This is a genomic window from Roseateles puraquae (assembly GCF_002205845.1).
Classification (GTDB): Bacteria; Pseudomonadota; Gammaproteobacteria; order Burkholderiales; family Burkholderiaceae_C; genus Pelomonas; species Pelomonas puraquae.
The window spans coordinates 1-24,495 of record NZ_NISI01000006.1; the positions used below are offsets into that span (position 1 = coordinate 1).

General features: G+C 68.5%; 25 protein-coding genes, 1 tRNA gene and 1 pseudogene. 13 read left to right on the forward strand and 14 right to left on the reverse strand.

The genetic code is table 11. From position 1 onward, the window contains the following. The 3 genes and pseudogenes from CDO81_RS29285 to CDO81_RS15075 form a co-directional block, all read left to right on the forward strand. Nucleotides 1-106 (forward strand): annotated as a pseudogene (locus CDO81_RS29285) (Mu transposase domain-containing protein); the annotation flags it as partial. A 23-nt stretch (nt 107-129) separates the two neighbouring features. After that, a complete protein-coding gene (locus CDO81_RS15070; protein ID WP_277621594.1) occupies nt 130-774 on the forward strand; it encodes a tyrosine-type recombinase/integrase in 645 nt (214 codons plus the stop codon). A gap of 178 nt (nt 775-952) precedes the next feature. After that, nucleotides 953-3,061 carry a diguanylate cyclase domain-containing protein gene (locus CDO81_RS15075; RefSeq protein WP_088484064.1) on the forward strand — a complete coding sequence of 703 codons (2,109 nt, stop codon included), beginning with the start codon at nt 953-955 and terminating at the stop codon, nt 3,059-3,061. A 118-nt stretch (nt 3,062-3,179) separates the two neighbouring features. Here CDO81_RS15075 and CDO81_RS15080 read toward each other — a convergent pair whose 3' ends face one another. Then, on the reverse strand, nt 3,180-4,016 hold the full coding sequence (locus tag CDO81_RS15080) for a hypothetical protein (RefSeq protein ID WP_144397264.1): 837 nt from the start codon (nt 4,014-4,016) through the stop codon (nt 3,180-3,182). A 783-nt stretch (nt 4,017-4,799) separates the two neighbouring features. Here CDO81_RS15080 and CDO81_RS28115 point away from each other — a divergent pair. Further along, nucleotides 4,800-4,970 (forward strand): hypothetical protein, encoded by a 171-nt coding sequence (locus CDO81_RS28115; RefSeq protein ID WP_158218295.1) that lies wholly within the window; start codon nt 4,800-4,802, stop codon nt 4,968-4,970. A 179-nt stretch (nt 4,971-5,149) separates the two neighbouring features. Here CDO81_RS28115 and CDO81_RS15090 read toward each other — a convergent pair. From CDO81_RS15090 to rsmB, 5 genes are all read right to left on the reverse strand, one after another. Beyond that, nucleotides 5,150-5,225: transfer RNA gene (locus CDO81_RS15090), tRNA-Phe, on the reverse strand. 97 nt (nt 5,226-5,322) lie between these two features. After that, the gene (locus CDO81_RS15095) at nt 5,323-6,024 is read right to left on the reverse strand and encodes a response regulator (protein ID WP_088484067.1); all 702 of its coding nucleotides are present in this window, start codon (nt 6,022-6,024) and stop codon (nt 5,323-5,325) included. A gap of 6 nt (nt 6,025-6,030) precedes the next feature. After that, a complete protein-coding gene (locus CDO81_RS15100) occupies nt 6,031-8,316 on the reverse strand; it encodes a sensor histidine kinase (protein WP_088484068.1) in 2,286 nt (761 codons plus the stop codon). Further along, a complete protein-coding gene (locus CDO81_RS15105; protein WP_088484069.1) occupies nt 8,313-8,873 on the reverse strand; it encodes a DUF4390 domain-containing protein in 561 nt (186 codons plus the stop codon). The genes CDO81_RS15100 and CDO81_RS15105 overlap by 4 nt, the downstream gene beginning before the upstream one ends. 1 nt (nt 8,874) lies before the next feature. Further along, the gene (gene rsmB, locus CDO81_RS15110; RefSeq protein ID WP_088484070.1) at nt 8,875-10,203 is read right to left on the reverse strand and encodes a 16S rRNA (cytosine(967)-C(5))-methyltransferase RsmB; all 1,329 of its coding nucleotides are present in this window, start codon (nt 10,201-10,203) and stop codon (nt 8,875-8,877) included. Between the two features lie 42 nt (nt 10,204-10,245). Between rsmB and folE the strand changes: the two genes are divergently transcribed. Together folE and CDO81_RS15120 are read left to right on the forward strand one after the other, a co-directional pair. Further along, nucleotides 10,246-10,950, forward strand: a complete 705-nt coding sequence (gene folE / locus CDO81_RS15115; protein WP_088484071.1) for a GTP cyclohydrolase I — start codon at nt 10,246-10,248, stop codon at nt 10,948-10,950. 5 nt (nt 10,951-10,955) lie between these two features. Next, nucleotides 10,956-11,378, forward strand: a complete 423-nt coding sequence (locus tag CDO81_RS15120; RefSeq protein WP_088484072.1) for a BLUF domain-containing protein — start codon at nt 10,956-10,958, stop codon at nt 11,376-11,378. Between the two features lie 16 nt (nt 11,379-11,394). On the opposite strand, the gene CDO81_RS15125 is transcribed toward CDO81_RS15120, so the two are convergent. The 3 genes from CDO81_RS15125 to queC are packed head-to-tail and all read right to left on the reverse strand — an operon-like array spanning nt 11,395 to nt 13,157. Next, a complete protein-coding gene (locus CDO81_RS15125; protein ID WP_088484073.1) occupies nt 11,395-11,871 on the reverse strand; it encodes a TlpA family protein disulfide reductase in 477 nt (158 codons plus the stop codon). A gap of 30 nt (nt 11,872-11,901) precedes the next feature. Then, the gene (locus CDO81_RS15130) at nt 11,902-12,447 is read right to left on the reverse strand and encodes a LemA family protein (RefSeq protein ID WP_088484074.1); all 546 of its coding nucleotides are present in this window, start codon (nt 12,445-12,447) and stop codon (nt 11,902-11,904) included. After that, the gene (gene queC / locus CDO81_RS15135) at nt 12,444-13,157 is read right to left on the reverse strand and encodes a 7-cyano-7-deazaguanine synthase QueC (RefSeq protein WP_088484075.1); all 714 of its coding nucleotides are present in this window, start codon (nt 13,155-13,157) and stop codon (nt 12,444-12,446) included. Before queC ends, CDO81_RS15130 begins: the two co-directional genes overlap by 4 nt. A gap of 53 nt (nt 13,158-13,210) precedes the next feature. On the opposite strand from queC, the gene CDO81_RS15140 reads away from it, so the two are divergent. The 3 genes from CDO81_RS15140 to CDO81_RS15150 are packed head-to-tail and all read left to right on the forward strand — an operon-like array spanning nt 13,211 to nt 16,072. Continuing rightward, nucleotides 13,211-14,803: a DUF4139 domain-containing protein gene (locus CDO81_RS15140; protein ID WP_088484076.1), complete on the forward strand. Its 1,593-nt coding sequence runs from the start codon at nt 13,211-13,213 to the stop codon at nt 14,801-14,803. A 14-nt stretch (nt 14,804-14,817) separates the two neighbouring features. Continuing rightward, nucleotides 14,818-15,408: a rhombosortase gene (rrtA, locus tag CDO81_RS15145; protein ID WP_158218296.1), complete on the forward strand. Its 591-nt coding sequence runs from the start codon at nt 14,818-14,820 to the stop codon at nt 15,406-15,408. Beyond that, on the forward strand, nt 15,398-16,072 hold the full coding sequence (locus CDO81_RS15150; protein WP_088484078.1) for a hypothetical protein: 675 nt from the start codon (nt 15,398-15,400) through the stop codon (nt 16,070-16,072). The genes rrtA and CDO81_RS15150 overlap by 11 nt, the downstream gene beginning before the upstream one ends. A gap of 1 nt (nt 16,073) precedes the next feature. Here the strand turns inward: CDO81_RS15150 and CDO81_RS15155 are convergent, their stop codons facing one another. After that, entirely contained in the window at nt 16,074-17,231 is a 1,158-nt protein-coding gene (locus tag CDO81_RS15155) for an NAD(P)/FAD-dependent oxidoreductase (protein ID WP_088484438.1), read from the reverse strand. 18 nt (nt 17,232-17,249) lie between these two features. Here CDO81_RS15155 and CDO81_RS15160 point away from each other — a divergent pair, with 18 nt between their 5' ends. Continuing rightward, entirely contained in the window at nt 17,250-18,188 is a 939-nt protein-coding gene (locus CDO81_RS15160) for a DMT family transporter (protein WP_088484079.1), read from the forward strand. Between the two features lie 67 nt (nt 18,189-18,255). Continuing rightward, complete coding sequence (locus tag CDO81_RS15165; RefSeq protein WP_088484080.1) at nt 18,256-18,912, forward strand: glutathione S-transferase; 657 nt, start codon at nt 18,256-18,258, stop codon at nt 18,910-18,912. Between the two features lie 34 nt (nt 18,913-18,946). Here CDO81_RS15165 and CDO81_RS15170 read toward each other — a convergent pair whose 3' ends face one another. From CDO81_RS15170 to CDO81_RS15190, 4 genes are all read right to left on the reverse strand, one after another. Further along, nucleotides 18,947-19,561: an SOUL family heme-binding protein gene (locus CDO81_RS15170; protein WP_088484081.1), complete on the reverse strand. Its 615-nt coding sequence runs from the start codon at nt 19,559-19,561 to the stop codon at nt 18,947-18,949. 73 nt (nt 19,562-19,634) lie between these two features. Then, complete coding sequence (locus tag CDO81_RS15175) at nt 19,635-20,087, reverse strand: fasciclin domain-containing protein (RefSeq protein ID WP_088484082.1); 453 nt, start codon at nt 20,085-20,087, stop codon at nt 19,635-19,637. A gap of 67 nt (nt 20,088-20,154) precedes the next feature. Continuing rightward, on the reverse strand, nt 20,155-21,951 hold the full coding sequence (locus CDO81_RS29235; protein ID WP_338139977.1) for a fasciclin domain-containing protein: 1,797 nt from the start codon (nt 21,949-21,951) through the stop codon (nt 20,155-20,157). Nucleotides 21,952-22,054: 103 nt separating this feature from the next. Further along, nucleotides 22,055-22,915, reverse strand: coding sequence for a fasciclin domain-containing protein (locus CDO81_RS15190; protein WP_088484083.1), 861 nt, complete (start codon nt 22,913-22,915; stop codon nt 22,055-22,057). Nucleotides 22,916-23,059: 144 nt separating this feature from the next. Here CDO81_RS15190 and CDO81_RS15195 point away from each other — a divergent pair, with 144 nt between their 5' ends. Then, complete coding sequence (locus CDO81_RS15195) at nt 23,060-23,668, forward strand: TetR/AcrR family transcriptional regulator (RefSeq protein WP_088484084.1); 609 nt, start codon at nt 23,060-23,062, stop codon at nt 23,666-23,668. 34 nt (nt 23,669-23,702) lie between these two features. Next, a complete protein-coding gene (rpe, locus tag CDO81_RS15200; protein ID WP_088484085.1) occupies nt 23,703-24,392 on the forward strand; it encodes a ribulose-phosphate 3-epimerase in 690 nt (229 codons plus the stop codon). Nucleotides 24,393-24,495 lie beyond the last annotated feature (103 nt).

Below are 24,495 nucleotides of genomic sequence, written 5' to 3' on the forward strand. Positions count from 1 at the left end.
CGAGCGCACCCGGTACAGCGTGCCGGCGTCGTACGCCAACAGGCCGGTGAGCCTGCGCGTCTACGCCGACCGGCTCGTCGTCGCGGCCGAGGGCACCTGGCCCTGCTCAGCGCCATCTTCCGCAGGGCTGTGGAGTGGGAGCGCGTCGACACCAACCCCTGCCAGGGAGTCGCCCAGCATAAGGAGACCAACGGCCGAGAAACGTTCCTTAGCCCCGAGCAGTGCGCCGCGCTGTTCGCGGCCATGGCGGACGATCCCAACCAGACCGCGGTGGCCGCGCTGAAGTTGCTGCTGATGACCGGCGCGCGGCGTGAGGAGGCCTTGAAGGCACGCTGGGAGCACGTCGACCTGCAGCGCGGCACCTGGCTCATTCCGACGACCAAGAGCGGGCGGGCCAGAACGGTGGTGCTCAGCAGGCAGGCGATCGAACTTCTGCAGGCTCAACCGAGCCGCGGGCCCGAGGGCTGGGTGTTCCCGGGCCGCGATCCCAGCAAGCCGCTTCACGACCCGCGCAAGACGTTTCTTCGGTGCCTCTCGAAGGCCAACATCAAAGGGCCCGTCCAGGTGCGGATTCATGACCTCAGGCACACGGCTGCATCACTTATGGTTTCTCAAGGAATTTCTTTGTTCTTGGTCCAAAAAATGCTTGGCCACAGTGCCCCGACCATGACACAGCGGTACTCGCACCTCGCCGATGACCCGCTGCGTGCGGCGGCGCAGAGCGTTGGCGACGCCATCGAGGCCGCCATCGCGCCGGCCGCGCAGGCAGCATGAGGACTTGAACCGGGATGGCGTTCGGGCCATCCCGGTTCTCCCTTTTTTCCCTTGGCAGGCGCTTACACCGTCTAGTGTCCGCTGCATCTCTTCTACGATCGGCGCGGCGGAATGCCGTCCCGGCGCAGCGGCGCGCCAAGTGATGTGCATGGACGGCAAGACATCGCCTAGGTGAACGATGGACGCACACCAAAAGATCGAAACTCGCTGGTCATGGCTACATCGAAGGAGCCTGGGAACACAGCTCGCCGGCCTGCTCGCCTTCGTCGTGCTGGTGTTGGCGCTATCGCTGACCAGCTTGCTGACGTCCATGATGCAAGGTCAGATCGAGCGTGACAAAGGCGCCGCCTTGGCATCGCTAGGTAGAAGCATCGCGACTGCGCTCGGCAAGAACTTCAGGGACCGCGTGCAGCAGGTTGAGCAGCTCGTCGAGTCGCCTGAAGTCTGGGAAGACGGACTCTCAAGCCCGAAGGTCACGCAAGCGCTGTCTCGCGTCAAGCGCTCTCGGCCGTTCCCTTCCTGGGTCGGCGTGGCCGACGCGCGCGGCATCGTGGTTGCCGCGACCGACAACGTGCTTGTAGGCCGAGACGTGCATGAGCGGCCATGGTTTCCCGCCGGCCTTCAAGGTCGGTACGTTGGCGACGTGCACGAAGCGAAGCTTCTCTCAAGCCTGCTGCCGGCCAGCGCCACGGGCGAACCGCTTCGCTTCATCGACGTGGCGGCACCACTGAAGATCGCGGGGAAGACAGCTGGCGTCCTCGCGTTGCACGCTGACGTGCAGGGCGTTAGCGCCGTAGCCGAAGCCTTCATTCCGAAGAACGCTGAAGCGCGCCGCATCGAGGTCTACATCCTCACCCGAACGGGCCAGGTCATCTTCGGCGCCGACCGAAGCGCGCAGGTGGATGTGGCAGAGCTGGCCCGGCAGTTGGAGGCGTTGACGCCAGCCTCGCCCGGCGAGCAAGCAAGACCCGCTACCGTTGCACGTTGGGGGGATGGGCGCCGCTACCTCACCACGAGTTGGTCGCTAGACACCTACGCGCCAGAGCTGGCACTGGGTTGGCAGGTACTGGTGCGACAGCCAGCCGAAGTTGCCTTCGAGCCTGCGATCGCAGCAACCAAGCATGCGCTTGCGGTGGGGCTTGGCTGTGGGCTCGTAGCGGTCGCGTTCGGGCTGTTGCTGGGCCGCCAGCTCACTCAGCCGCTGAAGGAGATGGCACGTGCAGCCCATGAGGTAGAGCAAGGTGTGGCGGGCACGTTCATCCCGCGGGCAGAACTGAATCGCGAGCTCTCCCAGCTCTCCAGCGCGCTTCAGGCCATGACGGCTCGACTCGGCGGACTCGTCGATCAACGAACTGCTCAGCTGAACACAGCGAACCGCGAGCTACAGGTGCTCGGTGAACTGCAATCAGCCATGCTCGACGCCGAGCTGGTGGGGATCGTGCGGATCGAGGTGGCAACACGCGTTGCGATCTGGACCAACAGGGCCGTAGCCAGGATGTACGGCTACAGCTTGGAGGAACTGCAGCGCAAGCCAGCGCGCATGCTTTACGCCGACGATGAAACGTACGAGCGCGTGGGAGCGGAATCGCGCGCAGCGTTTGCCGACGGTCACGACTACCTGACCAAGGCCAAGATGCGGCGCAAGGACGGGAGCACGATCTGGATCCAGCTTCAGGGCACGCTGTTGAAGGAACACCCCGGCGAGTCGCTCTGGATGATGACGGACGTGACCGCTCAGCATGCTTACCAAGAGCAAGTCGAGCACATCGCCTTCCATGACGCGCTGACCGGGCTGCCGAACCGGCTTCTGCTGGCAGACCGTGTTGACCAAGCAGTCATCGCCGCAAAGCGCACGAGTCAACTGTGCGCGATCGCGTTCGTTGATCTAGACGGCTTCAAGTCCGTGAACGATGTGCACGGGCATGATGCTGGCGACCAACTGCTCAAGGAAGTTGCCCACCGCGCGGTGTCAGTCGTCCGGGCAGGCGACACCGTAGCCCGTCTGGGCGGCGATGAGTTCGTGCTGGTGCTAGGTGGGCTCGACGACATCGCTCAGTGCGACGCGATCCTCAGCAGGTTGCTGGGCAAACTTGAGACGCCTGTGGACCTCGACGGAGGGATCACGGCGACCGTGTCCGGAAGCATCGGCGTGGCGCTCTGCCCCGAGCACGGCTCCAAGCCGGCGACGCTGCTCGCCGCAGCCGACGCGGCGATGTACGCGGCCAAGAAGGGTGGGAAGGGCTGCGTGAGGTACGCCGCGCCGCCGTCACCGTTCGATCCGGCCTAGCGAAGCAGAGGCCCCCTCAGTTCCGTTCTAGGACACGCGTGCCATCCCGGTTCTCCTCCTTCTCGTAACTGGCGGGCCGGGGGTGCGGTCGCCGCTGGACAAGGCGATGTACAGCCGTTCAACGATCGTCTTCCTCGTCGTCATCCTCTAGCACCATCTTCTGTGCATCAAGGATCCTGATCAGCTTGCCGATCGCCTTCGCGCTGATGTCGCCAGAGACGAGGATGCGGAAGGCACTCGAGCCATCTTTGCTCAGCATGCCGCGTAACCACTCGCGCTCGTTCGGCATTTCAGGACTAGTCAGTTGCTGCTTGGGTGACTGAGGTGGAAGAGACTTCGGACTGAAGTTAACCGCGGACGGCCGAACATCCTCCGCAGCATCTTCAACGGGCTGGGACTGAGATTCGCGCTCATCTTGGCTCAGGGGCTCGTCCGCGTCCGACATCGAGTACCGAGCGAAGGCTAGAGACGCCCGAAGATCGGCGATGAAAGCCTTGATGTTCTTCGGGTTGAAGTCGAACTCCTTCTGCAGGTAGAAGGCCAGCGTGTGATCAGATGGAAGCTGGTCGGGCCACTTCGCCATGATGTTGGCGTACAGCTTCGGCATCCGCACGGCCTCTCGGAGTGCTGCGTAGCGCGCAGGAGACTCGGGCTCCGCCAGAAGAATGTCTAGCGCGCGTTCAGTCAGCTTGACATGACGGTTCTCACTCCGACCCTCGTCTTCGAGCAACCCGAACTGAAGAAGGGTTGCGACGGTCTGACGGCCGCCACTACTGGTCTCGGAGTACCCGAAGTGACGCATCGCAGATGACACGGGAGCGGCTGACTTCCGCTCTTCGCGATGAAAGGCTCGCGCCTTTTCTACGGCCACTTCGAGGCTGATGAATGGGTACGACACGCCGCGACCAACAGGCTTCTTCCCAGCGGCTGAGGGTTGGCTTGACACGTCTGTCATAAGTCCTCCTTGCAGATCTCGAACTCTACAAGAGCTTTAAGGATTGCTCAAGAGACGCAACGAGGCCTGGAAGACTTGAAATCGAGACTTCAGTTCTCCAAGTCTTGACGGACAAGAGAACTGGCGCAACAATGCGCCCATGCTGAAGGAGAACACCGTGAGGAGATAGGTCGGCCCCGGCGAGATGGCTGCTGTAGCCGGGGCGGAAAAGAGACGGGCCGTTGCTCGCTGCGTCCCTGAGAAAGATCGCGAGTCAACGGCCCAAGGCAGCCCCTACGGAGCTTGCTGGCACTTCCATCAACCCTCTAAGCCCGGTAACCCCGGCTGGAAGGAGGTAGCGCCTAATGCCGACAAAGCAACTGGACTTCGGTTTCCCGATTCCCGACGGTCATCAACTCGTTTTCCGCGCGACGATAACCACCCGAAATGGTCGAGTCCTTCATGCCAAGTGGTTCGGAATCCGGGGTTTCCCGATTCTGATCCGCACAGCTTGAAGACGTAGACCCAAGAAGCCAGCAGCTCCATCTTCACCATGCGCCCGGGCCAAAGCCCACGAACCGAGCGGAGGGCCGTTGGCCCCGCCGGTCACGCCAAGTGGCGCTAGCGCAACCCGAGATTCTAGTCGCCACCCGGGCAGGATGCGAGATCAACACGAGCGAGCCGACTGAGAAGGTACCGATGACACTACATCCCAAGATCACAGCAACGTACCGCTTCACTCGCGACGGCACGTCCCCCGCAGGTTTCGCTAGCCGAAACCGCCCCAGCACCGACGCGCTGTCGGTGGTAGCCACTTGGGCCTTGGGCGGCGCCGGCCGTTCGTACTCCGTACTGGAAGACGGTGACGAAGCTCTCCTCGTCAAGCTGACTCTGCGAGAGGACGACATCGACCAAGCGCGCAACGACATGGAGGTGCTGTGCTCTAAGCACGGCGTGATGCGAGAGGCGGTGTAGGGGCTCCGCTTCAACCTGGATGGAGAAGCGGGAGAGATCCGGCACGGCCTGGTCAAGCCGAAGCGCTCCGGCGATCGCCCGGCGACACACGGACCGCGGTCTTTCGCGGACGCAAAAAAGCCCGGCGTGCCGGGCTCTTTTGGCCCCCAAACACTAAGCAGCGCTTGGGATTTCTGTTCTGGTGGCCTGGGGCGGAATCGAACCACCGACACGCGGATTTTCAATCCGCTGCTCTACCAACTGAGCTACCAGGCCTTGGTTTTCAACTGGGCAGCCCGTCGGCCGCTCAGCGAAGTCCGCGACTATAGCACAGGGTTTGGCGCTGCCAAGCCTGCGCTGCGGTGCCGCAGGCTCAGCCGCCGTTGCCGCGCTTGTTGCGGCTCAGGTCCACGCCGAGCTGCTTGAGCTTGCGGTAGAGGTGGGTGCGCTCCAGCCCAGTCTTCTCGGCGACGCGGGTCATGGAGCCGTTTTCCTTGGCGAGGTGGAACTCGAAGTAGCTCTTCTCGAAGGCGTCGCGGGCTTCGCGCAGCGGGCGGTCGAGTTCAAAGCTTTGCTCGGAGGCCAGCGCGTTGTTGCTGGGCAGGTGGCTGGAGAGCGCCATCGTGTGCGTCGTGGGCGGCGGCAGGTTGCCGGGCTCAGGGCGCGCATAGCTCGGCAGGCCGACGACGGCCGGCGCCGGGCGCGGCGGGGCGGTCTTGACGAGGGCTTGCTCGACGGCGCGCAGCAGCTTTTGCAGCGTGATGGGCTTTTCGAGGAAGGCGATGGCGCCGAACTTGGTGGCCTCCACCGCGGTGTCGATGGTGCCGTGGCCGCTCATCATGATGACGGGCATGGTGAGCAGGCCGGCGCTGCCCCACTCCTTGAGCAGGGTCACGCCGTCGACGTCGGGCATCCAGATGTCGAGCAGCACGAGGTCGGGGCGCATGCGCTCGCGCACGGAGCGCGCCTGGGTGGCGTTCTCGGCCAGCTCGATGGTGTGCCCCTCGTCGCTGAGAATTTCAGACAGCAGTGCGCGAATGCCCAGCTCGTCGTCGACAACAAGAATGGTGGCCATGAATCCTTAGGTCTTGGCGCCTGGCGCACCGGGCTCGGTGGCAGGTGTCAGGTTCGAAAATGATAGCGAAACTTGCGCGCCGATCACGACGGCGTCGGGCCCTTCACCAAGGGGAGAACCCGCATCGGAAGCGGGATGCAGGTTGCGCAGGGTGATGCGCGCCCCGTGTTCGTCCGCAATTTTCTTGACGACGGCCAGGCCCAGGCCGGTCCCTTTGGCCTTGGTGGTGACGTAGGGCTCGAAGGCGCGCTTGAGCACTTTCTCGGCAAAGCCGGGGCCGTTGTCCTTGATGATGAGCCGCACCGAGCGCGGCGTGCCGGTGTCGGTGAGCGTGAGCTGCGAGCGCACGGTGACGCGGCCGTCGGGCCGGTCGTGCACCGCGTCGAGCGCGTTCTGCACGAGGTTGTGGATGACCTGGCGCAGCTGGCTTGCATCGCCCTTGATGTGGGGCAGGCTGGGTGCGAGGTCTGCCGCCAGGCGCCCCTTGTCCTGAGGCTCGGCGTAGAGGCTCAGCACCTCGTGGATGAGGGCGTTGAGGTCCAGCGGCTTGAGCTGGGCGGACGGCAGCCGGGCGTAGTCGCGGAACTCGTTGACCAGCTGCTTCATGGCCTGCACCTGGTTGACGATGGTGGCCACGGAGCGCACGAGCATGGCCTGGTCGGCGCCTTCGAGCTTGGCTTCGAGCTTGTGCTGCAGCCGCTCGGCCGAGAGCTGGATGGGCGTGAGCGGGTTCTTGATCTCGTGCGCCAGGCGCCGGGCGACTTCGCTCCAGGCGGCCGAGCGCTGGGCCGAGACGACCTCGGAGATGTCGTCAAAGACGACCAGCCGCGCGCTCTGCGGCAGCGGTGCGCCGCGCACGAGCAGCGTCAGCGGGTTCTGCTTGGGGTCGAGCTGCAGCTCGAAGGACTCCTGCCAGAGCTCGCGGTCCATGTCGCGCTCGCCGTCGTTGCTGGCGCTCTGCTCGAAGCGCTGCTCCAGCGACGCGGCGAATTCGGTGAGGCCGGGCACCTCGGCCAGCGGGCGGCCGATGTAGGCCGACAGCGGCAGGCGCAGGATGCGCGTGGCGCCGGGGTTGACCGTCTCCAGCGCCCCGTCGGCGTCGAAGACGAGCACGCCGGCGGTGAGGTTGTCGAGGATGGTCTGCAGGTGGGTGCGGGCGGCGTCGAGCTCGGCCACGGTGCGCGAGACCTGGGCGCGGGCGTCGGCGAGCTGGCCGGTCATGTCGGCAAAGGAGCGGGTGAGGCCGCCGAGCTCGTCGCGCGTGGCGAGTGCCGGCCGCACGGAGAGGTCGCCCTGCGCCACCTGGCGCACGCCGTCGGCCAGCATCAGCAGCGGCCGCGCGAGCTGATTGCCCAGGGTGACGGCCAGCAGCAGCGCCGCGAACACGGCCAGGATGAGCACCAGCGTGAGCGTGCCGAGGTACATCTGGCGCAGGCCGGTGCGCTCCAGCGAGCGCTGCTGGTACTCGTTGTTGGCGGCCTGCACGGCGAGCGCATTGCTGAGCATGGTCGGCGGGATGCGCTGGATGACCATCAGGTAGCGCTCGCCCAGGCCCAGGCGCAGCTCGGTGTTGGGCAGCAGGGCGAGGGTGCGGATCTGGGCGCCGCCCTGCAGGGCCGCGGCTTCGTCTTCCAGGCCTTCGAGCTGGCTGGCGGTGATGCCGCCGCGCGCCCGCGTGAGCATGCTGCCGCTGGGGCGGTCGGGTGTGAGCTGGCGGGTGTCGCCGCCGCTTTCCATCAGGATCTGGCCATTGCCGCCCACCAGCGCCACGGTGCGGGCGCCGAGCTTGTCGCGCACCCGCTCCAGCGCAAGCAGCTGGGGCGTGCTGGTCTCGGCGAGTTGGTCGGCGGCGTCGCGGGTCTTGTTGGCGAGGTCGGAGACCATGGCATCCAGCGTGCCGCGGCCCAGGTTCAGGCCGGCCTCCAGCGCGCTGGCGAGCTTCACGTCGAACCAGGTCTCGATGCTGCGGTTCACGAACTGGTAGGACACCGCGTAGATGAGCAGCCCCGGCACCACGCCGACCAGCGCAAAGATGGCTGCGAGCTTGAACAGCAGCCGGCTGCCGAAGCGCCCCTGGCGCACCCGCACGAACAGGCGCACGGCGGCGGTCAGGATCACTAGCGTCAGCACCACCGCCACGCCGACGTTGACCCAGAACAGCCAGTGGTAGTGCCGCTCGAAGAAGCCGCGCTCGGAGGTGGTGCCCACCGACAGCAGGAAGCCGAGCACGCCGACCACACCCGTGAGGGTCACCAGCGTGATGACCCAGCCCCAGCGCGCCACTCGCGTCATCGCAGGCTGAAGTCCGGCGCGAAATTGCGCTTTTGCTCGATGCTGAGCGCAAAGCCGCTCTGCAGGCCAATCTGCATCGGGCGGGGCAGCTGGCTGACGTCGAGCTTGTAGCTGAACTCCAGGTAGTAGCTGCCGCCGTCCTCGATGTCCTTGGGCTCGGCGATGCGCCAGGCACTCTGGCCACGCAGCACAGTGAGGGCCTCCTCCAGCGTGCCGAAGCTCTGGTGCAGGCCCCCGTTGGAGACGCGGTACTGGCGCGTCAGCGGCTGCCAGCTCACCCGCCACACCCGCTCAGCGCGGGCGACGCGGGCGTCACGCCAGTACCAACGGTTGCGCAGCACGGTGGCCTCAGCCACGAAGTACAGCGGCACGCCTTTGTGCAGCGCGTCTTCGGCGAAGGCGCCCAGCTCGAAGCGGGTGGTGAAGCTCAGTTCGAGCCCGTCGTCGGCCTTGCGGGTGGCCAGTTGCGCCAGCTCGATGCCTTCGGCCCGCGCCCCACCCGGAAGCAGGGCGAGCAGCGCGGCGAAGAAGGCGGCAATGGCGATCCGGGCGAACAAATCAGGGGTGGGTGATCAGGGCGTAGAAGAAGCCGTCCAGGGTCGGCTGCGGTACCGCGGCATTGTCAGCCAGGGGGAGCAGGTGCCCCGTGAACCCGGGCACGGCGTGGGACTTCGCGTCGGGCTGGCGTTGCAAAAATGCGTCGAGCTGGGCCTGACCTTCGGCACGGAAGATGGAGCAGGTGGCGTAGACGAGCCGCCCGCCCGGCGCCAGCAGCGGCCAGAGGGCATCCAGCAGTTCGGCCTGCACCCGGGCCAGGGCGGTGATGTCGTCGGGCCGGCGCAGCCAGCGCACGTCGGGGTGGCGGCGCACGATGCCCGAGGCACTGCAGGGGGCGTCCAGCAGGATGGCGTCGAAGGGCTGGCCGTCCCACCAGGCAGCGGTCTGGCGGGCGTCGGCGGCCTTGAGTGTGGCTTGCTGGCCCAGGCGGGCGAGGTTGTCCTGCACCCGCAACAGCCGCTGCGCGTCGGCATCCAGCGCGGTCAGCTGCAGATCGGGCTGCAGCTCCAGCAGGTGCGCGGTCTTGCCCCCGGGGGCGGCGCAGGCATCCAGCACGCGGGCGCCGGGGCGCAGGCCGCTGCCGATGACCAAGGGGGCGGCGAGCTGCGCGGCGGCGTCCTGCACCGACACCAGGCCTTCCGCAAAGCCGGGTAGGGCCGACACCGGGGCCGGCTTGTCCAGCACCACGGCCTGGGACGTGGAGGCGCCGAGCGCCCGCGCGCCCAGGCCGAGGGCCGCCAGGCGCTCGACGTACTCGGCCGCGGTGGCCCGGCCCGCGTGCACCCGCAGCGTCATCGGCGGCGGGCGGTTGTTGGCAGCCAGGATGGCCTGCCACTGGGCCGGCCAGTCCTGCTTGAGTTTCTCCACCCACCAGGCCGGGTGGTTGAAGGCGCCGAGCGGGCTGCGCTGGGCCGCCGCCACCAGGGCCTCGCGCTCACGCAGGAAGCGACGCAGCACCGCGTTGATGAAATTGGCGCTGGCCGGCGCGCGCTGCTTGGCGGCGTGCACGGCCTGGTCGACCAGGGTGTGGTCGGCGTACATGGGGGCGCCGCCGGCTTCGGCCTCAGGCCAGAGCAGGGCCAGGGCCACCAGCAGCAGGCTGTCCACGCGCGGCGGCGGTGCCTTGGGGGCCAGCTGCTGGCGCACGGCCTCGGCGCTGCCCAGGCGGCGCAGCGCGCTGAACGCCAGGGCCTGGGTGCCGGGTCGCAGGTCGGCCGGCACCTTGGCGAGCAGATCGGTCAGGGACCGGCCGTCGCGCACGCCCTGCACGGCGTCGGCCGCCTGGCTCAAGAGGCGGTGCAGGGGAGCAGACTGGGGGCTTTGGGACATGGGGGCAGTGTAGAAGTGGCAATCGCAGCACAATCCGCCGCCATGAATGCATCCGCCTCCCCCGCGACCGACGACCTGCCGGTGTCCGAGCGCATCCGCTACCGCCTGGTGTCTGCCGGCTGCCGCCACCATGCGAACGACAACATCGCCGCCTTCATCGAGCCGGGCGAGCTGGACGCGCTGCAGGTCGAGGTACAGGCCAAGATGCAGGAGGTGCTCAAGAGCCTCGTCATCGACACCGACAGCGACCACAACACGCAGGAAACGGCCAAGCGCGTGGCCAAGATGTTCCTGCGGGAGGTCTTCGCGGGTCGTTACGCCAAGGCACCCTCGGTCACCGAATTCCCCAACGTCAGCCGCCTGAACGAGCTGATGATCGTCGGACCGATCACGGTGCGCAGCGCCTGTTCGCACCACCTGTGTCCCATCATGGGCAAGGTCTGGATCGGCCTGCTGCCCAATGAACACTCCAACCTCATCGGCCTGTCCAAGTACGCGCGTCTGTGCGACTGGATCATGAGCCGCCCGCAGATCCAGGAAGAGGCGGTCACCATGCTGGCCAACGAGCTCCAGGAGCGGGTGCAGCCCGACGGCCTGGCGCTGGTGATGGAGGCCGACCACTTCTGCATGCACTGGCGCGGCGTGAAGGACAGCGAGTCCAAGATGACCAACAGCGTGATGCGGGGCGCCTTCCTGAAAGACGCCAATCTGCGCCGCGAATTCCTCTCACTGATTGCCAAAGGCTGAACACCATGCTCGTCCGCCTGATGTATGCCAGCCGCGCCACCGCGACGCCCGCTGACGCCGACCTCGCCGCCATCCTGCGCATCTCGCGCGAACACAACCCGGCCGAAGGCATCACCGGCCTGCTGTGCTTCACGGACGGGGTTTTCGTGCAGGTGCTCGAAGGGGGCCGCAATGCCGTCAATGCGCGCTACAAGCACATCGTGCAGGACCGCCGCCACCACGACGTCATCCTGCTCGGCTACGAAGAGATCACCGAGCGCGCCTTCCCCGGATGGACGATGGGGCAAGTCAATCTGCACCGCCTGAATCCGGCCCTGGTGCTGAAGTACTCCGAAAGCGGCAAGCTCGACCCGTACGCGATGAGCGGCGACGCGATGGCGGCGCTGTTCAAGGAGATGTGCGCCTCGGGGGCGATCGCGGTCAGCTGAAGCGACCGCGGCGGGCTCAGGGCAGCAGCTCGGCCACGTCGTCCCAGGCTTCCGGGGCAATGCGGCCGACATGCCGGGCCACCACCTCCCCACGCGAGTCCAGCACCAGGGTCTGCGGCACGCTGGCCGGCACCGTGAGGCCGGCGCCCAGACGCTGCTCACCGGCCCACAGGAAGGGCGTATCGACCGCGGCCTTGTCGACCTGGCGAAGCGTGCGCACATAGGCCAGCGCTGACTGGCGCTCCCGGTCGGTGCTGACCAGGACCAGCGTGAACGGCTTGCCCCGCCAGCCTGCCGCGTTGGCCCGCAGCTCCGGCATGCGCTGCACACAGGGCACGCAGTCGGTGTTCCAGAAGAACAGCATGACGACCCGGCCGCGCAGCGCCTGCAGGTTGAAGGTGCTGCCGTCCAGCGTCGGGCCGCTCAACTGCAGCGGCTGGGCATTGGCTGACCACGCAGCCACGGTGAGAAGCAAGGCGATGAAGGGGCGCATACGACGCAGTCGCGCCGCCCCGCCCCGGCCTTACAGCGACCGCGCCTCCTTGAAGCCATACAGATTGGCCAGCACCCGCGTCGGGAACTGGTTCAGCGCCTCGTTGTACTGCGCCACCGCCTGGTTGAAGACCTGGCGGGCGAAGGCACGCTGGCGCTCGATGAGCTTCAGCTCGCTGACCAGGCCGTCGATCTCGGTCTCGCTGCGCAGCTCGGCCTGGTGGTCCAGCAGCGACATCAGCCGTGTCAGCGCCGCGGCATGCAGGGCGCTGGCCACCGCCAGGCTGCCGACCGGGTCAGGCGCCCAGGGCTTGGCGCGCGAGGCCTGCGTGGCAGCCTGCGACTCGGCCTGGGCGCTGGCCAAGGCGTCGAAGGTGGCCTGTTCGCTGGGCAGGCGCGGCGCGACGGCGGCCAGCAGCTTGTCGCAGGCCTCGGCGCGGGCCTTCAGGTGCGTGTCGAGTTGGGCGAACGCCTCGCCAATGGCATTGCGCAGCGCCATCAACCGGTTGTAGGCGCCCACGCCCCAGAAGAACAGCAGCGCCGCGGCACCGACGCCAACCCATTGCCAGGCGGTCATGCGCGTGCTCGGGCGGCCGCGTACCCCGCGTACCCCTTGGCCCGCAGCTCGCAGGCCGGGCAGTGGCCGCAACCATGCCCCCAGGCATGCAGCGCGCCGCGCTCACCCAGGTAGCAGGTGTGGGTGTCCTCGACGATGAGCTTGACCAGCGCCTCGCCGCCCAGTTGCTCGGCCAGTCGCCAGGTGGCGGCCTTGTCGATGAACATCAGCGGTGTCTCCAGCGTCATGGGCGCATCAAGCCCCAGGCTGAGTGCGACCTGCAGCGCCTTCATGGTGTTGTCGCGGCAGTCGGGGTAGCCGGAAAAATCGGTCTCGCACATGCCGCCCACCAGCACGCTGGCGCCGCGCCGGTAGGCCAGCGTGGCGGCAAAGGTCAGGAACAGCAGGTTGCGCCCGGGCACGAAGGTGTTGGGCAGGCCGTTGGCTTGCAGCTCGATCGCGCGCTCGCTGGTCAGCGCGGTGTCGCTGATCTGGCCGAGCAGGGACAGGTCCAGCAGATGGTCGGCGCCCAGCTTGCCGGCCCAGGCGGGAAACTGCGCGGCGATGCGCTCGCGCACGGTGGTGCGGCAGTCCAGCTCCACGCGGTGGCGCTGGCCGTAGTCGAACGCCAGGGTCTCGACCTCGGCGTAGCGGTCCAGCGCCCAGGCCAGGCAGGTGGTGGAGTCCTGGCCGCCGGAAAAAAGCACCAGGGCTTTGCGGGTGTCGGTCATGGCCGGGATGCTACCTTTGACCTCCCGTTCACGCGCGCCCCGGCGCCATCGCCATGCCACGAACCGCCCTGCTCCCGGCTGCCTCGTCCGCACTCATCGCCCTGTTGCTGCCCGCCTTGGCCCAGGCGCAGTCGCGCATTGACGAGGTGCTCGTCTACCCCGGCGGCGCCCAGGTCACCCGCCTGGCTTCGGTGGCCGCAGGCGCGCGCGAGTTGGTGCTGACGTGCCTGACCGCCCGGTTCGACCCCGACACCCTGCAGATTGATGCGCCGGCCGGCGTCAACCTGGGGCCGGTGCAGATCGAGACCCTGCCGCGCGACCGTGCGCCCGACTGCGCCAACAGCGCGCTGGACGAGCAGCTGCGCAAGCTCGAAGCCCAGCGCGACAGCCTGAATGCCGAATCCGGCGCGCTGGAGACCGGCCTGGGCTACCTCAAGGCCCTGGGCAACGGCGATGCGCGCAACCCGCCCACGACCGCCGCGATCGGCGCCACGGCCGACACCATCCGCAAGGCGGCACTGGACGCGCTGCAGCGCCAGGCCCAGCTGCGCCGCCAGGTGGAAGAGCTGGAGCGGCAGATCGGCCCGCTCAAGTCCGAGCGCGACCGCCTCGCCGCGGCCAACCCGGAGTGGCGCAGCCTGCGCGTGCGGCTGTCCACCGCGCAAGCGGCCGAGCTGCGCCTGAGCTACCGCATCACCCAGGCCGGCTGGGCGCCAAGCTACCGCGCGCTGCTCGATACCACCAGCGGCGCGCTCCACCTGGAACGTCTGGCCCAGGTGTCTCAGCAAAGCGGGGAGGACTGGCGCAACGTGACGCTGCGGCTGTCCACCGCGCAGGTATCGACCCGCGTGGGGTTGCCCTCACCCGCTCCGTGGTTGCTGAACATCCGGCCGCCGGTGGCTGCCGAGGCTCGGGCCTACGTGCCTGCGCCTGCACCACCACTGGCCATGTCGATGGCCGTCCAAGGCTCGCGGGCTCGCGAGCCCGAGCTGGACCGCTTCGACCTGACCGTGTTCCAGAACGACTACGCCACCGAGTTCGTGCTGCCCCTGCGCGTGAACATCGACAGCGGCATCCAGCGCGCCAGCCTCACGCTCGGCACCGAAAAGCTCCAGGCGCGGGTGCTGGCCCGCGTGCAGCCGCAGAGCGAGGCCGCCGCCTACCTCGTGGCCGACCTGGCGCGGCCGGCCGGCGCCTGGCCGCGCGGGCCGCTGCAGCTGGTGCGCGACGGTGCGCTGGTGGGCAACTCCAGCCTGCAGGTGGCGGGCAGCGACGAACGGCTGGAGCTGCCCTTCGGCCGCGACGATGCGGTGCGGGTACAGGTGGAGCCCGAGCAGCGCAATGCCGGCGACCGCGGCTTCATCGGGGCGCGGGCCGAGCACCGCTACGGCCGCGCCTACGTAGTGGAGAACCGCCACACCCGCGGCGCGCTGACGCTGCAGGTGGTGGAGGTCGGCCCCGTCGCGCAGCATGAAGACATCAAGGTGCAGGCCCAGTTCAGCCCCACGCCCAGCACCCAGGCCTGGCGCAAGCAACCGGGCTGGGTGATGTGGGAGCAGAGCCTGCCCGCCGGCACCAGCCAGCGCTTCACGGCGGACTACGTCATCAGCGCGCCCAAGGATGCGCCGCTGACGGGCCTGCGCTGACCACCGGCCCGGCCGTGAACCCTGCCCGACACTGGCTGCGTCTGTGCGCGACGCTCGCCGCGCTGTCGCTGCTGGCCGGCGCGCTGCCGACCGCCCGGCTCGACTGGCAGCCGGGCCTGGCCGCCATCCAGCCCTGGCGCGCCGTGACGGCGGCCTTCGTGCACTGGACGCCCCTGCACCTGGCCGCCAACCTGGCGGGCTGCGCGGTGCTGGGGCTGCTGGGCTGGCGGGCACAGCTCGGGGCACGGGAGAGCCTCGCCGGCCTGATCGCGCTGCCACTGACCCAGCTCGCCCTGCTGCTGCGGCCCGAACTGCTGCACTACGGCGGGCTGTCGGGCGTGCTGCACGGCCTGGCCGCAGTGGCGGCACTCAGCCTCATGCGGCGACGAGGCCGGGAGCGCTGGGTGGGCGCCGGCATGGCACTGGGCCTGTTTGCCAAGATTGCCCTGGAAGCGCCCCTGGGCCCGGTGCTCAAGGCCACGCCAGGTTTCGATTTCCCGGTGGCGCCCTTCGCCCACCTGTGCGGCGCGTGGGCCGGCATGCTGGCCTGGGGCCTGACAATGCCGGTGATGAATCGCCTGATGAGGAGTCCCCATGGGACGTGAAGCCCTTTGCACCGCCCGCGTCGGCAACGACAGCGCCCAAGTCACCGCCCTGCTGGAGTCGACCACCGTGGTCCTGCGCGGTGAGCTCAAGCGCAAATGGGCCATCGCCGCCCTGCAGAACCTGCGCGTGGACGGCGGTGAGCTGCGGTTCGAACACGGCGGCGAGCCCGTGGCCCTGTCCCTGGGCGAGAAGGAAGCCGAGCGCTGGCTCAAGAAGCTGCAGACGCCGCCCCCCACGCTGGCCGCCAAGCTCGGCGTCAGCGCCGCGAACCCGGCCCTGCTGATCGGCCCCACCGAAGGCACGCTGGACCCGGCGCTGGCTGAAGCCCTCGCGGGCGGCATCACCACCAACATGCGCGAGGCCCGCATGCTGGTGGCCGTGCTGAGCAATGCGGCGGAGCTGCCGCGCATGGCCGAGTTCCATGCCGACATGCTGTGCAACACCGTCTGGGTGGTGCACGGCAAGGGCCCCGACGCCGACCCGTCTGACACGCTGGTGCGCATTGCCATGCGCGGCTGGGGCTATGTCGACAACAAGACGAGCGCCGTCTCCGACAAGCTCACCGCCACCCGCTACGTGCGCAGCGCCGCGCCGGCCAAGGCTGGCGCCCGCAAGGCCGCGCCGAAGAAGACCACTACCAAGCCCGCGCCTCGCAAGCGCTGACTCAGATGACGTTGGCCTCGACGAGACGCCGGCCGTCGAGCAGGCGCTGCGGCGACAGGGCCTCGATCAGCGGTGCCGGCTGACCGGCCATCAGCCGCGCGAGTGACCAGCCCACCGCGGGCGACTGCTGCATGCCATGGCCCGAGAAGCCGCAGGCCGTGAAGGCATTCGCATAGCCGGGCAACGCGCCGGCCAGGCCGTTGTGGTCGACCTCGTTCATCTCGTAGTAGCCGGCCCAGGCTGAACGCACGCGCAAGGCCTCCAGTGCCGGCACGCGGGCGGCGAGCACGGGCCACAGCAGGTCCTCGAACAGGCCGTGGTCGATGTCGTGCAACGGCGCCCCGGGCGGGTCGTCTCCCCGTGGCGGGCCGCCGGCCAGGATCAGCCCACCTTCGGGCCGGAACCAGAAGCCGCTGGGGTCGATGACCAGCGGGCAATCCGGCAGCGCCGCGGGCGTCTCCAGCACGAAGACATCGCGCTTGCGGGCCGTGACCGGCAGCGTGAAACCCAAGGCCTCGCCCAGGGGCGCGCTCCAGGCCCCGGCCGTGATCCCGAAGGCCTCGGCTGCCAGCACGCGGCCGTCGGCACAGCGCACGGCGCTCAGCCGCGCGCCCTGCCCCTCGAAGCCCACCACCTCGCCCGCCACGAACTGCGCGCCGCAGGCCTGCGCCTTGCGCCGGAAGGCCCGGTGCAGGGCGGGACCGTCGAACCAGCCCTCGCCGCTCAACCCGAGCGAACCCAGGGCCAGATCGCCCACGGCCAGCCACGGAAAGCGCGCCGCCAAGGCCGGCGGCGACAGCAGGGCCACGTCTACCCCTTCGGCCTGCTGCACGGCATGCACGGCGCGCAGCGTGGCCTCGCCCGCTGCGGTGGCGAGGTAGAGGTAGCCCGGCTCCACCAGGCCGAGGGCCGGCCGGTCGTCGGCCGTGGCGAGTTCATCGGCCGCGCGGCGCAGAAAGCCCAGGCTCCAGCGGGACAGCGCGATGTTGACCGGCTGCGAGAACTGCTGGCGGATGGAGCTGAGCGACAGCGAGCTCGACGCCTGCGCGTACGACGGGTCGCGCTCGACCACCGTCACGCGCGCGCCATGGTCACGGGCCAGGAAGCAGGCGGTGGCCGCGCCCATCACACCGCCACCCACGAGGATCACGTCAGACATGCTGGCAGCATAGAGGCCATGACCGCCTCTGCCGCCCCGCCCGTCGCCGCTCCCGCCACCCCACCCGCGCCGGCCCAGCGCCGCGCCCACCTGGACCCGCGGGCCGTGGCCCTGCTGCTGGGCTGCTGCCTGCTGTGGGGCATCAACCAGGTCGCGGCCAAGGCGGCACTGACCGAGATCGGGCCGCTGTGGCAGGCGGGGCTGCGCTCGGCCGTGGCCGGGCTGCTGGTGTGGGGCTGGGCGATGTCGCGCGGCATTCGGCTGTTCGAGCGCGACGGCAGCGCCGCGGGCGGGGTGCTCGCGGGGCTGCTGTTCGCCGGCGAGTTCGCCTGCATCTTCGTGGGCCTGCAGTACACGAGCGCGTCGCGCATGGTGGTGTTCATCTACCTCGCGCCGTTCGTCGTGGCGCTGGGCATGCCGTGGATCGCCCGCGGCGAAGCGTTGTCGCTGCGGCAGTGGGCCGGATTGCTGCTCGCGTTCGGCGCCATGGCCTTTGCGTTCGCCGAGGGCTTCACCGCGCCCGGCTCACCGCAGCAGTGGAAGGGCGATGCACTCGGTGTGGCGGCCGCCGTGCTGTGGGGCGGCACGACCCTGGCCATCCGCGGCACGCGGCTCGGCGCCGCACCGGCCGAGAAGACCTTGCTCTACCAGCTCGCCCTCTCGGCCCTGGCCCTGTGCGCCGCGGCGGTGGCCACGGGCGAGGCGCTGCCCGTGCAATGGTCGGTGCGGCTGCTGGGGCTTTTCAGCTTCCAGGCCGTGGTGGTGACGTTCGCGAGCTACCTGGTGTGGTTCTGGCTGGTGCGCCACTACGCGGCCACCAAGCTGTCGGTGTTCACGCTCAGCACGCCGCTGTTCGGCCTGCTGGCCGGTGCGTTGCTGCTGGGCGAGGGCATCAGCACGCGGCTGGTGGCGGCGCTCGCCGCGCTGGCCGTGGGCATCGTGCTCGTGAACCGCTGATGTCACGCCTGCGCCAGCCAACGGCCTGGCGCCTGCCTAGACTGCGCCTTCTTCAAGGAGACTCCCGATGATCACGCTTTGCGGCATTCCGCTCTCGAACTACTACAACAAGGTCAAGCTCGCGCTGCTGGAGAAGGGCATCCCCTTCACCGAGGACTACGTCAAGACCCATTCCGACGACGAGGCCGTGCTGGCCTGCACGCCGCTGGGCAAGGTGCCTTTCATCAAGACGGCACAAGGCGCGCTGTGCGAGAGCCAGGTCATCATGGACTTCCTGGAAGCGGCCTACCCCGACACGCCGCGCCTCGTGCCTGCCGACCCCTATGCCGCCGCCAAGGTGCGCGAGCTGATCACGTATGTGGAGCTGCACCTGGAGCTGGTGGCCCGCGAGCTCTATGCCGAGGCCTTCTTCGGCGGGAAGGTCAGCGACGGCACCAAGCAGCGCGTGGCCCGCGTGCTGCCGGCCAACATCGCAGCGTTCAAGCGCCTGGCGAAGTTTGGCCCCTACGTCGCGGGCGACCAGTTCACGATGGCCGACTGCGCGGCCTGGGTCAGCCTGCCGCTGGTGGCCCAGGCGACCAAGATCGTGCTCGGCGAAGACTTGCTCGCCGCAGGTGGCGTCGACTGGAAGTCCTACGCCAAGATGATCGGCGAACGACCGCATGCCCAGAAGGTGGCGGCCGACCGGAAGGCCGACCAGGAGCGCGTGTTCGGCCGCAGCTGACGGCTGCGCCGCGCGACCCGCAGCCACCAGCACGTCACTCCACCGGCACCCACCATTCGTTGCGGCGGTTCCAGGGCAGGGTGAACGGGTCGTTGTAGAAGGCGCTGACGAACTCTCCTGAGGGCTTCAGGCCCTGCTGTTGCACCCAGGCTTCGAGCAGCGCACGGTGGCGGCCCAGGTTGCTGTCGGTAGAGAAGCCGTCGAACCGCACCGCGGCCCGCTTCTCGCCGGGCAGCACCTCGAACTTCACCCGCGCATCGTTGGGCACCGGCAGCGTGTCCAGCGTGAACGCGCTCGGCATCATGAAGCTGACCCGCCAGCGGCCCGCGGCCGTGGCGCTCTGCGTGACGGGCGCGGTCATCGCGATCTTCTCGCCCGCGGGCGCGGCCGCCTGGGTGACGGGGGCGGTCATCTCGATCTTGCGCTGCCCCTGGTTGCCGCCAAAGATGTAGCCGGCCAGCAGCCGAAAGCCCGCGTTGCGGGCCCCGCTGGCATCCCCCTCGACCTCGACATGGGCCACGAGCATGGGCTCGTACTGCCGCAGCTCGAAGGCGCCGTCGGACTGAAGCACCTGGTAGCGGGGTTGTTCGATCGCGTGGGCGGCAGTGGCCATGGTCAACAGCAGCAGGGACAAGAGTCGGCTCAGCATGGGGCAAGCCTCCAAGACGGCAGCAGCCGCCAACGCGTTGGCGTGGCGGCTGCCTGGTGGGTTGATGGCGTGATTACTTCGGGATCACGACGGTGTCGATGACGTGGATGACGCCGTTGTCGGCGGCGATGTCGGTCGCCGTGACCTTGGCGTTGTCCACCATCACGCCGCCCGAGGTTGACACGGTCAGCTCGCTGCCCTGCACGGTCTTGACCTTGCCGGCCTTCACGTCCTTGGCCATGACCTTGCCCGGCACGACGTGGTAGGTCAGCACGGCGGTGAGCTTGGCCTTGTCCTTCAGCAGCGCGTCCAGGTCAGCCTTGGGGATCTTGGCGAAGGCCGCATCGGTCGGCGCGAACACCGTGAACGGGCCCGGGCCCTTGAGCGTGTCCACCAAGCCGGCGGCCTGCAGCGCGGTAGCGAGGGTCTTGAAGTTGCCGGCAGCGACGGCGGTGTCGACGATGTCCTTGGCCTGGGCACCGGCAGCGGCCAGAGCGAAGGCGGCGAGAGCGATGAACTTCTTCATGGATTGAGCTTTCAAGGGAGGGAGGGAAGGAAACGGGACGACCGTGACCGGCCGTCCCGGGCGGAGATCAGGGACGCGGCAGGATCACCTTGTCGATGACGTGGATGACGCCGTTGCTGGTCAGCACGTCGGTGGTGGTGATGTTGGCGCGGCGGGCGCGCTGGTCGGTGATGGCCAGGCTCGCGTTGATGCTGAAGCTGTCACCCTGCAGCGTGGTGATGGGTGTGTTCAGCGGCACATCGGCCTTGAGCACCAGGCCGGGCACCACGTGGTAGGTCAGCACCTGGGTGAGCAGCGTCTTGTTGGCCAGCAGGTCAGCCTTGCTGACGCCCAGCTCGGTCAGCAGCGCGGCGAAGGCGTCGTTGGTCGGCGCAAAGACGGTGAGCGGGCCGGGCGCGGCAAGGGCGTCCTGCAGGCCGGCGGCCACGACGGCCTCCACCAGGATGCTGAACTGCGGCAGCGACTGGGCCGTCTGCACGATGTTCTGGTTGGCCGGCAGCAGCACCTTGTCCAGCGAGTGGATGACGCCGTTCTTCACGCGCAGGTCGGTGAAGCCAATCGTGGCGCGGCGGTTGCGACCGTCAGTCACGACCAGGCTGCTGCCCGAGGTGTCGATCTTGAAGATGCCACCCGCCAGCGGCGTGATGGCCTTGCCCACCGGCACCTGGGTGCTCAGCACCTGGTTGCCCAGCACGTGGTACTGCAGCACGGCGGTCAGCAGCGGCTTGTTGGCCAGCAACTGGTCCTTGGTGACGCCGAGCTCGGTCAGCAGGGCCGCGAAGGCGGTGTTGGTCGGAGCGAACACCGTCAGCGGGCCGGCGCCAGACAGTGCATCCTGCAGGTTGGCCGCCACGACGGCCTCGACCAGGATGCTGAACTGCGGCATGGCCTGCATCTGCTGCACCAGGGTGCGCTGGCTCGGCAGGGTGATGTCGCTCGGCAGGATGACCTTGTCGATGGTGTGGACGACGCCATTGCTCGTCAGCACGTCGGTGCCGGTGATGGCGGCCTTGCGCCCGAGGCGGTCGGTGATGGCCAGGCTGGCATCGACCGTGAAGCTCTGGCCTTCCACCGTCGTGACGGCAGAGCCCACCGGCACGTCAGCCTTGAGCACGCGGCCCGGCACGACGTGGTAGGTGAGGATCTTGGTCAGCAGCGCGGTGTCGGCGAACAGCGCGGCCTTGCTGACGCCCAGCTCGGTCAGCGCGGCGCTGAAGGCGGCATTCGTCGGCGCGAACACCGTGAACGGGCCTGTGCCCGACAGCGTGCCCTGCAGGTTGGCGGCCACCACGGCTTCCACCAGCGTGCTGAACGCCGGCACGGCCTGCGCGGTCTGCACGATGTTCAGGTTGGCCGGCAGCAGCACCTTGTCGATGGCGTGCAGCACACCGTTGCTGGCCATCACGTCGGTCTGCGTGATGGTGGCCGTGCGGTTGCGGCCGTCGGTGACGACCAGGGCGCTGCCCTGGAGGTCGACCTTGAAAAAGCCGCCCCCCACGGGCGTGATCGCCTTGCCCAGCGGCACCGCCGCCTTGGGCACGGCGCCGGCCACGACGTGGTACTGCAGCACCGTGCGCAGCAGCGTCTTGTCGGCCAGCAGCTGGGCCTTGGTGATGTTCAGCTCGGTCAGCAGGGCCGCGAAGGCGGCATCGGTCGGCGCGAACACGGTGTAGGGCCCCGGGCCGGTCAGGGTGCCGGTGAGGTCGCCCGCCTCGATGGCCTCGGCCAGGATGCTGAAGCGGGCGTCACCTCGCGCCAGGTCCACGAAGTTGGGCGTGGTGTTGTCACTGCCGCCGCCGCAGGCCGCGAGGCCGGACAGCAGGCTGGCCATGAACAGGCCTTTGAACCAGTTGAACAGTCGCATCGGAGTCTCCTGATGTGATGCAGGGGTGAGTGAAGCCGCGGCGCCACTAATGGCACCGTGCGTGGGTTGAATTTCGATCAACGGGGCCGCGGGCCCGCCGGGGTCAGGCGTCGACGCAGGGCGGCAGCAGCGCCTCCGTCAAGCGGTGCAGCACGCCATTGCTGCAGGGCTGATCGCTGCCACGCGAGAGCGGCAGGCTCAGGTCACCGCTGCGCAGCAGACCCAGGGCTTCCAGGCTCAAGGCGCCGTCGCCCAAGGTGCGCAGCTGGCCCGACCAGGGCAGCTCACTGCTGGCCCAGCGGCCGGGCACGATGTGATGGAGCAGCAACGCGCGCAGCCGCTCGGTGTCCTGCCAGAACGCGGCCGGGCTGAGGCCCAGGCGCGCGGCCGCCCGGTCCAGGCCGGCGTCGCTGGGCGCGATCAGCGTGAATGGCCCGCCCGAAGCGAGCAGGTGATGCAGGCCGCAGCGCTCCAGGGCACCCGCGAGGCGCGCGAGGCCGGGGTCGCAGGACACGCGCTGCCACAGGGTCTGGGTCGACGCGCTCAACGGCCGGTCGATCGCCTGCACGCGCAGCTGGCGCCGCATTTGCGCACGCCCCAGCAGCCGCACGGCCTGGCCTTCGGCATCCACCCAGCCCGGGCCCTGTTCGGCGCGGCGCAGCAGGCTGCCGTTGAGCAGCGGCAGCAGGCCGTCTTCCTGGGGCGAGGCCAGCGTGAGGTGCCCGAGCATCCAGCGCTGCAGGGCTTCGGGCGACATCTCGGCGGGCTGCAAGCCGGCGGCGCTCAGCGCCTCATCGGTCGGCGCGAGCAGCGTGGTGCCGAAAGGCGCCTGCAGCAGCGCTCCCAGGTCAGCCTGGCGCATGGCGGCATCCAGCCAGCTGCAGCTGGGCGGCGGCGCCGAGGGCGATGGCGGCATCAGCGACAGCTGCCAGGTCGGCAGCCACGACTTCCAGGCGTTCAGCATGAGGCACCCCGTCTAAAAACTCGAATGCCTGCAATGTGAACTGATCAGTTCACATAGTCAACCGTGTGGTCTATTTACTGAAACACCTGTTTTCAAAAGGGACCATTGAGTACAGGAGATGACCGGTCCCCCTAGAATTGGCCCATGTCTGCCGCCCGCCCCCGTTTCCGAGAGCAATTCCTGCAAGCCCGCGAGGACGCCATCGTTGAGTCGGTAAACCGGCTGCTGGCTGAAAAGGGCTTCGAGGCCATGACGGTGGACGAGGTGGTTGCCGACGTCGGCATTGCCAAGGCCAGCCTGTACAAGCACTTCACCTCCAAGGAAGAGCTGGCTGCAGCGGCCATGGTCAAGGTGCTGGACCGGGCGCTGGATGAACTGGCGCGCCTGCGCGGCCTTGAGCTGAATGCGCTGGGCCGGCTGCAGGCGGTGGCCCGCTGGGCCTACGAGCAGCAGATTGCCGGCCAGATGCCCGCCCTGCCCTCGCAGAACTCCACGCTGCGGGCGGCGCTCGTGGGCGACAAGGCCTACATGGACCGGCTGGTGCAGCTGTCCGACGAACTGGGCGGCTGGATCCTGGAGGCGCAGGGCCAGGGTCATCTGAATGCGGCCCTGCCGCCGGAGCTGGTGCTCTACACCCTCTTCGCCCGCGCCTGCGACCCGGTGCTGGGCGTGCTGCGCGCCAGCGGCGCCCACAGCGATGCACAGATCGTGGACTGGCTGGTCACCACCTGCTTCAAGGGTCTGGCGGGCTGAGAGCCCTGCCGACACCCCTCCTAGAATTCGGGGCATGGCCGCCCCTGATTACCGCATCGCCCCCAGCCTCCTGTCCGCCGATTTCGCCCGCCTGGGCGAGGAGGTCCGCAACGTTCTCGCGGCCGGCGCCGACTGGATCCACTTCGACGTGATGGACAACCATTACGTGCCCAACCTGACCTTCGGACCGATGGTCTGCGAGGCGCTGCGCAAGCATGCCGTCAAGCCCGACGGCAGCCCTGCCGTCATCGACGTGCACCTGATGGTGCAGCCGGTCGACTCGCTGGCGCAGGCGTTCTGCCGCGCGGGCGCCGATGTGGTGACCTTCCACCCCGAAGCCAGTGCACACGTGGATCGCACGCTGCAACTGATCAAGGCCGAAGGCAAGCAGGCTGGCCTGGTGTTCAACCCGGCCACGCCGTTGGACGTGCTGGAGTGGGTGATCGACAAGGTCGACGTCGTGCTGCTGATGAGCGTGAACCCCGGCTTCGGCGGCCAGAGCTTCATTCCCAGCGCCCTGGCCAAGCTGAAGAAGGCGCGCGAGATCATCAGCGCCAGTGGCCGCGACATCCGCCTGGAGATCGACGGCGGCGTGAAGGTGGACAACATCCGCGAGATCGCCGCTGCGGGCGCCGACACCTTCGTGGCCGGCTCCGCCATCTTCGGCAAGCCCGACTACCGCGCCGTCATTGACGCCATGCGTGCCGAATTGGCGACACTGTGAGCCCCTCGTCCAAGGAGTACCTTGGCCGGCCCCCCGAGGGGGCAGCGATGCTCGCCGGATTGACCAGCAAGCACATCGCCATGACGGGCCGGCTTGGGAGCGG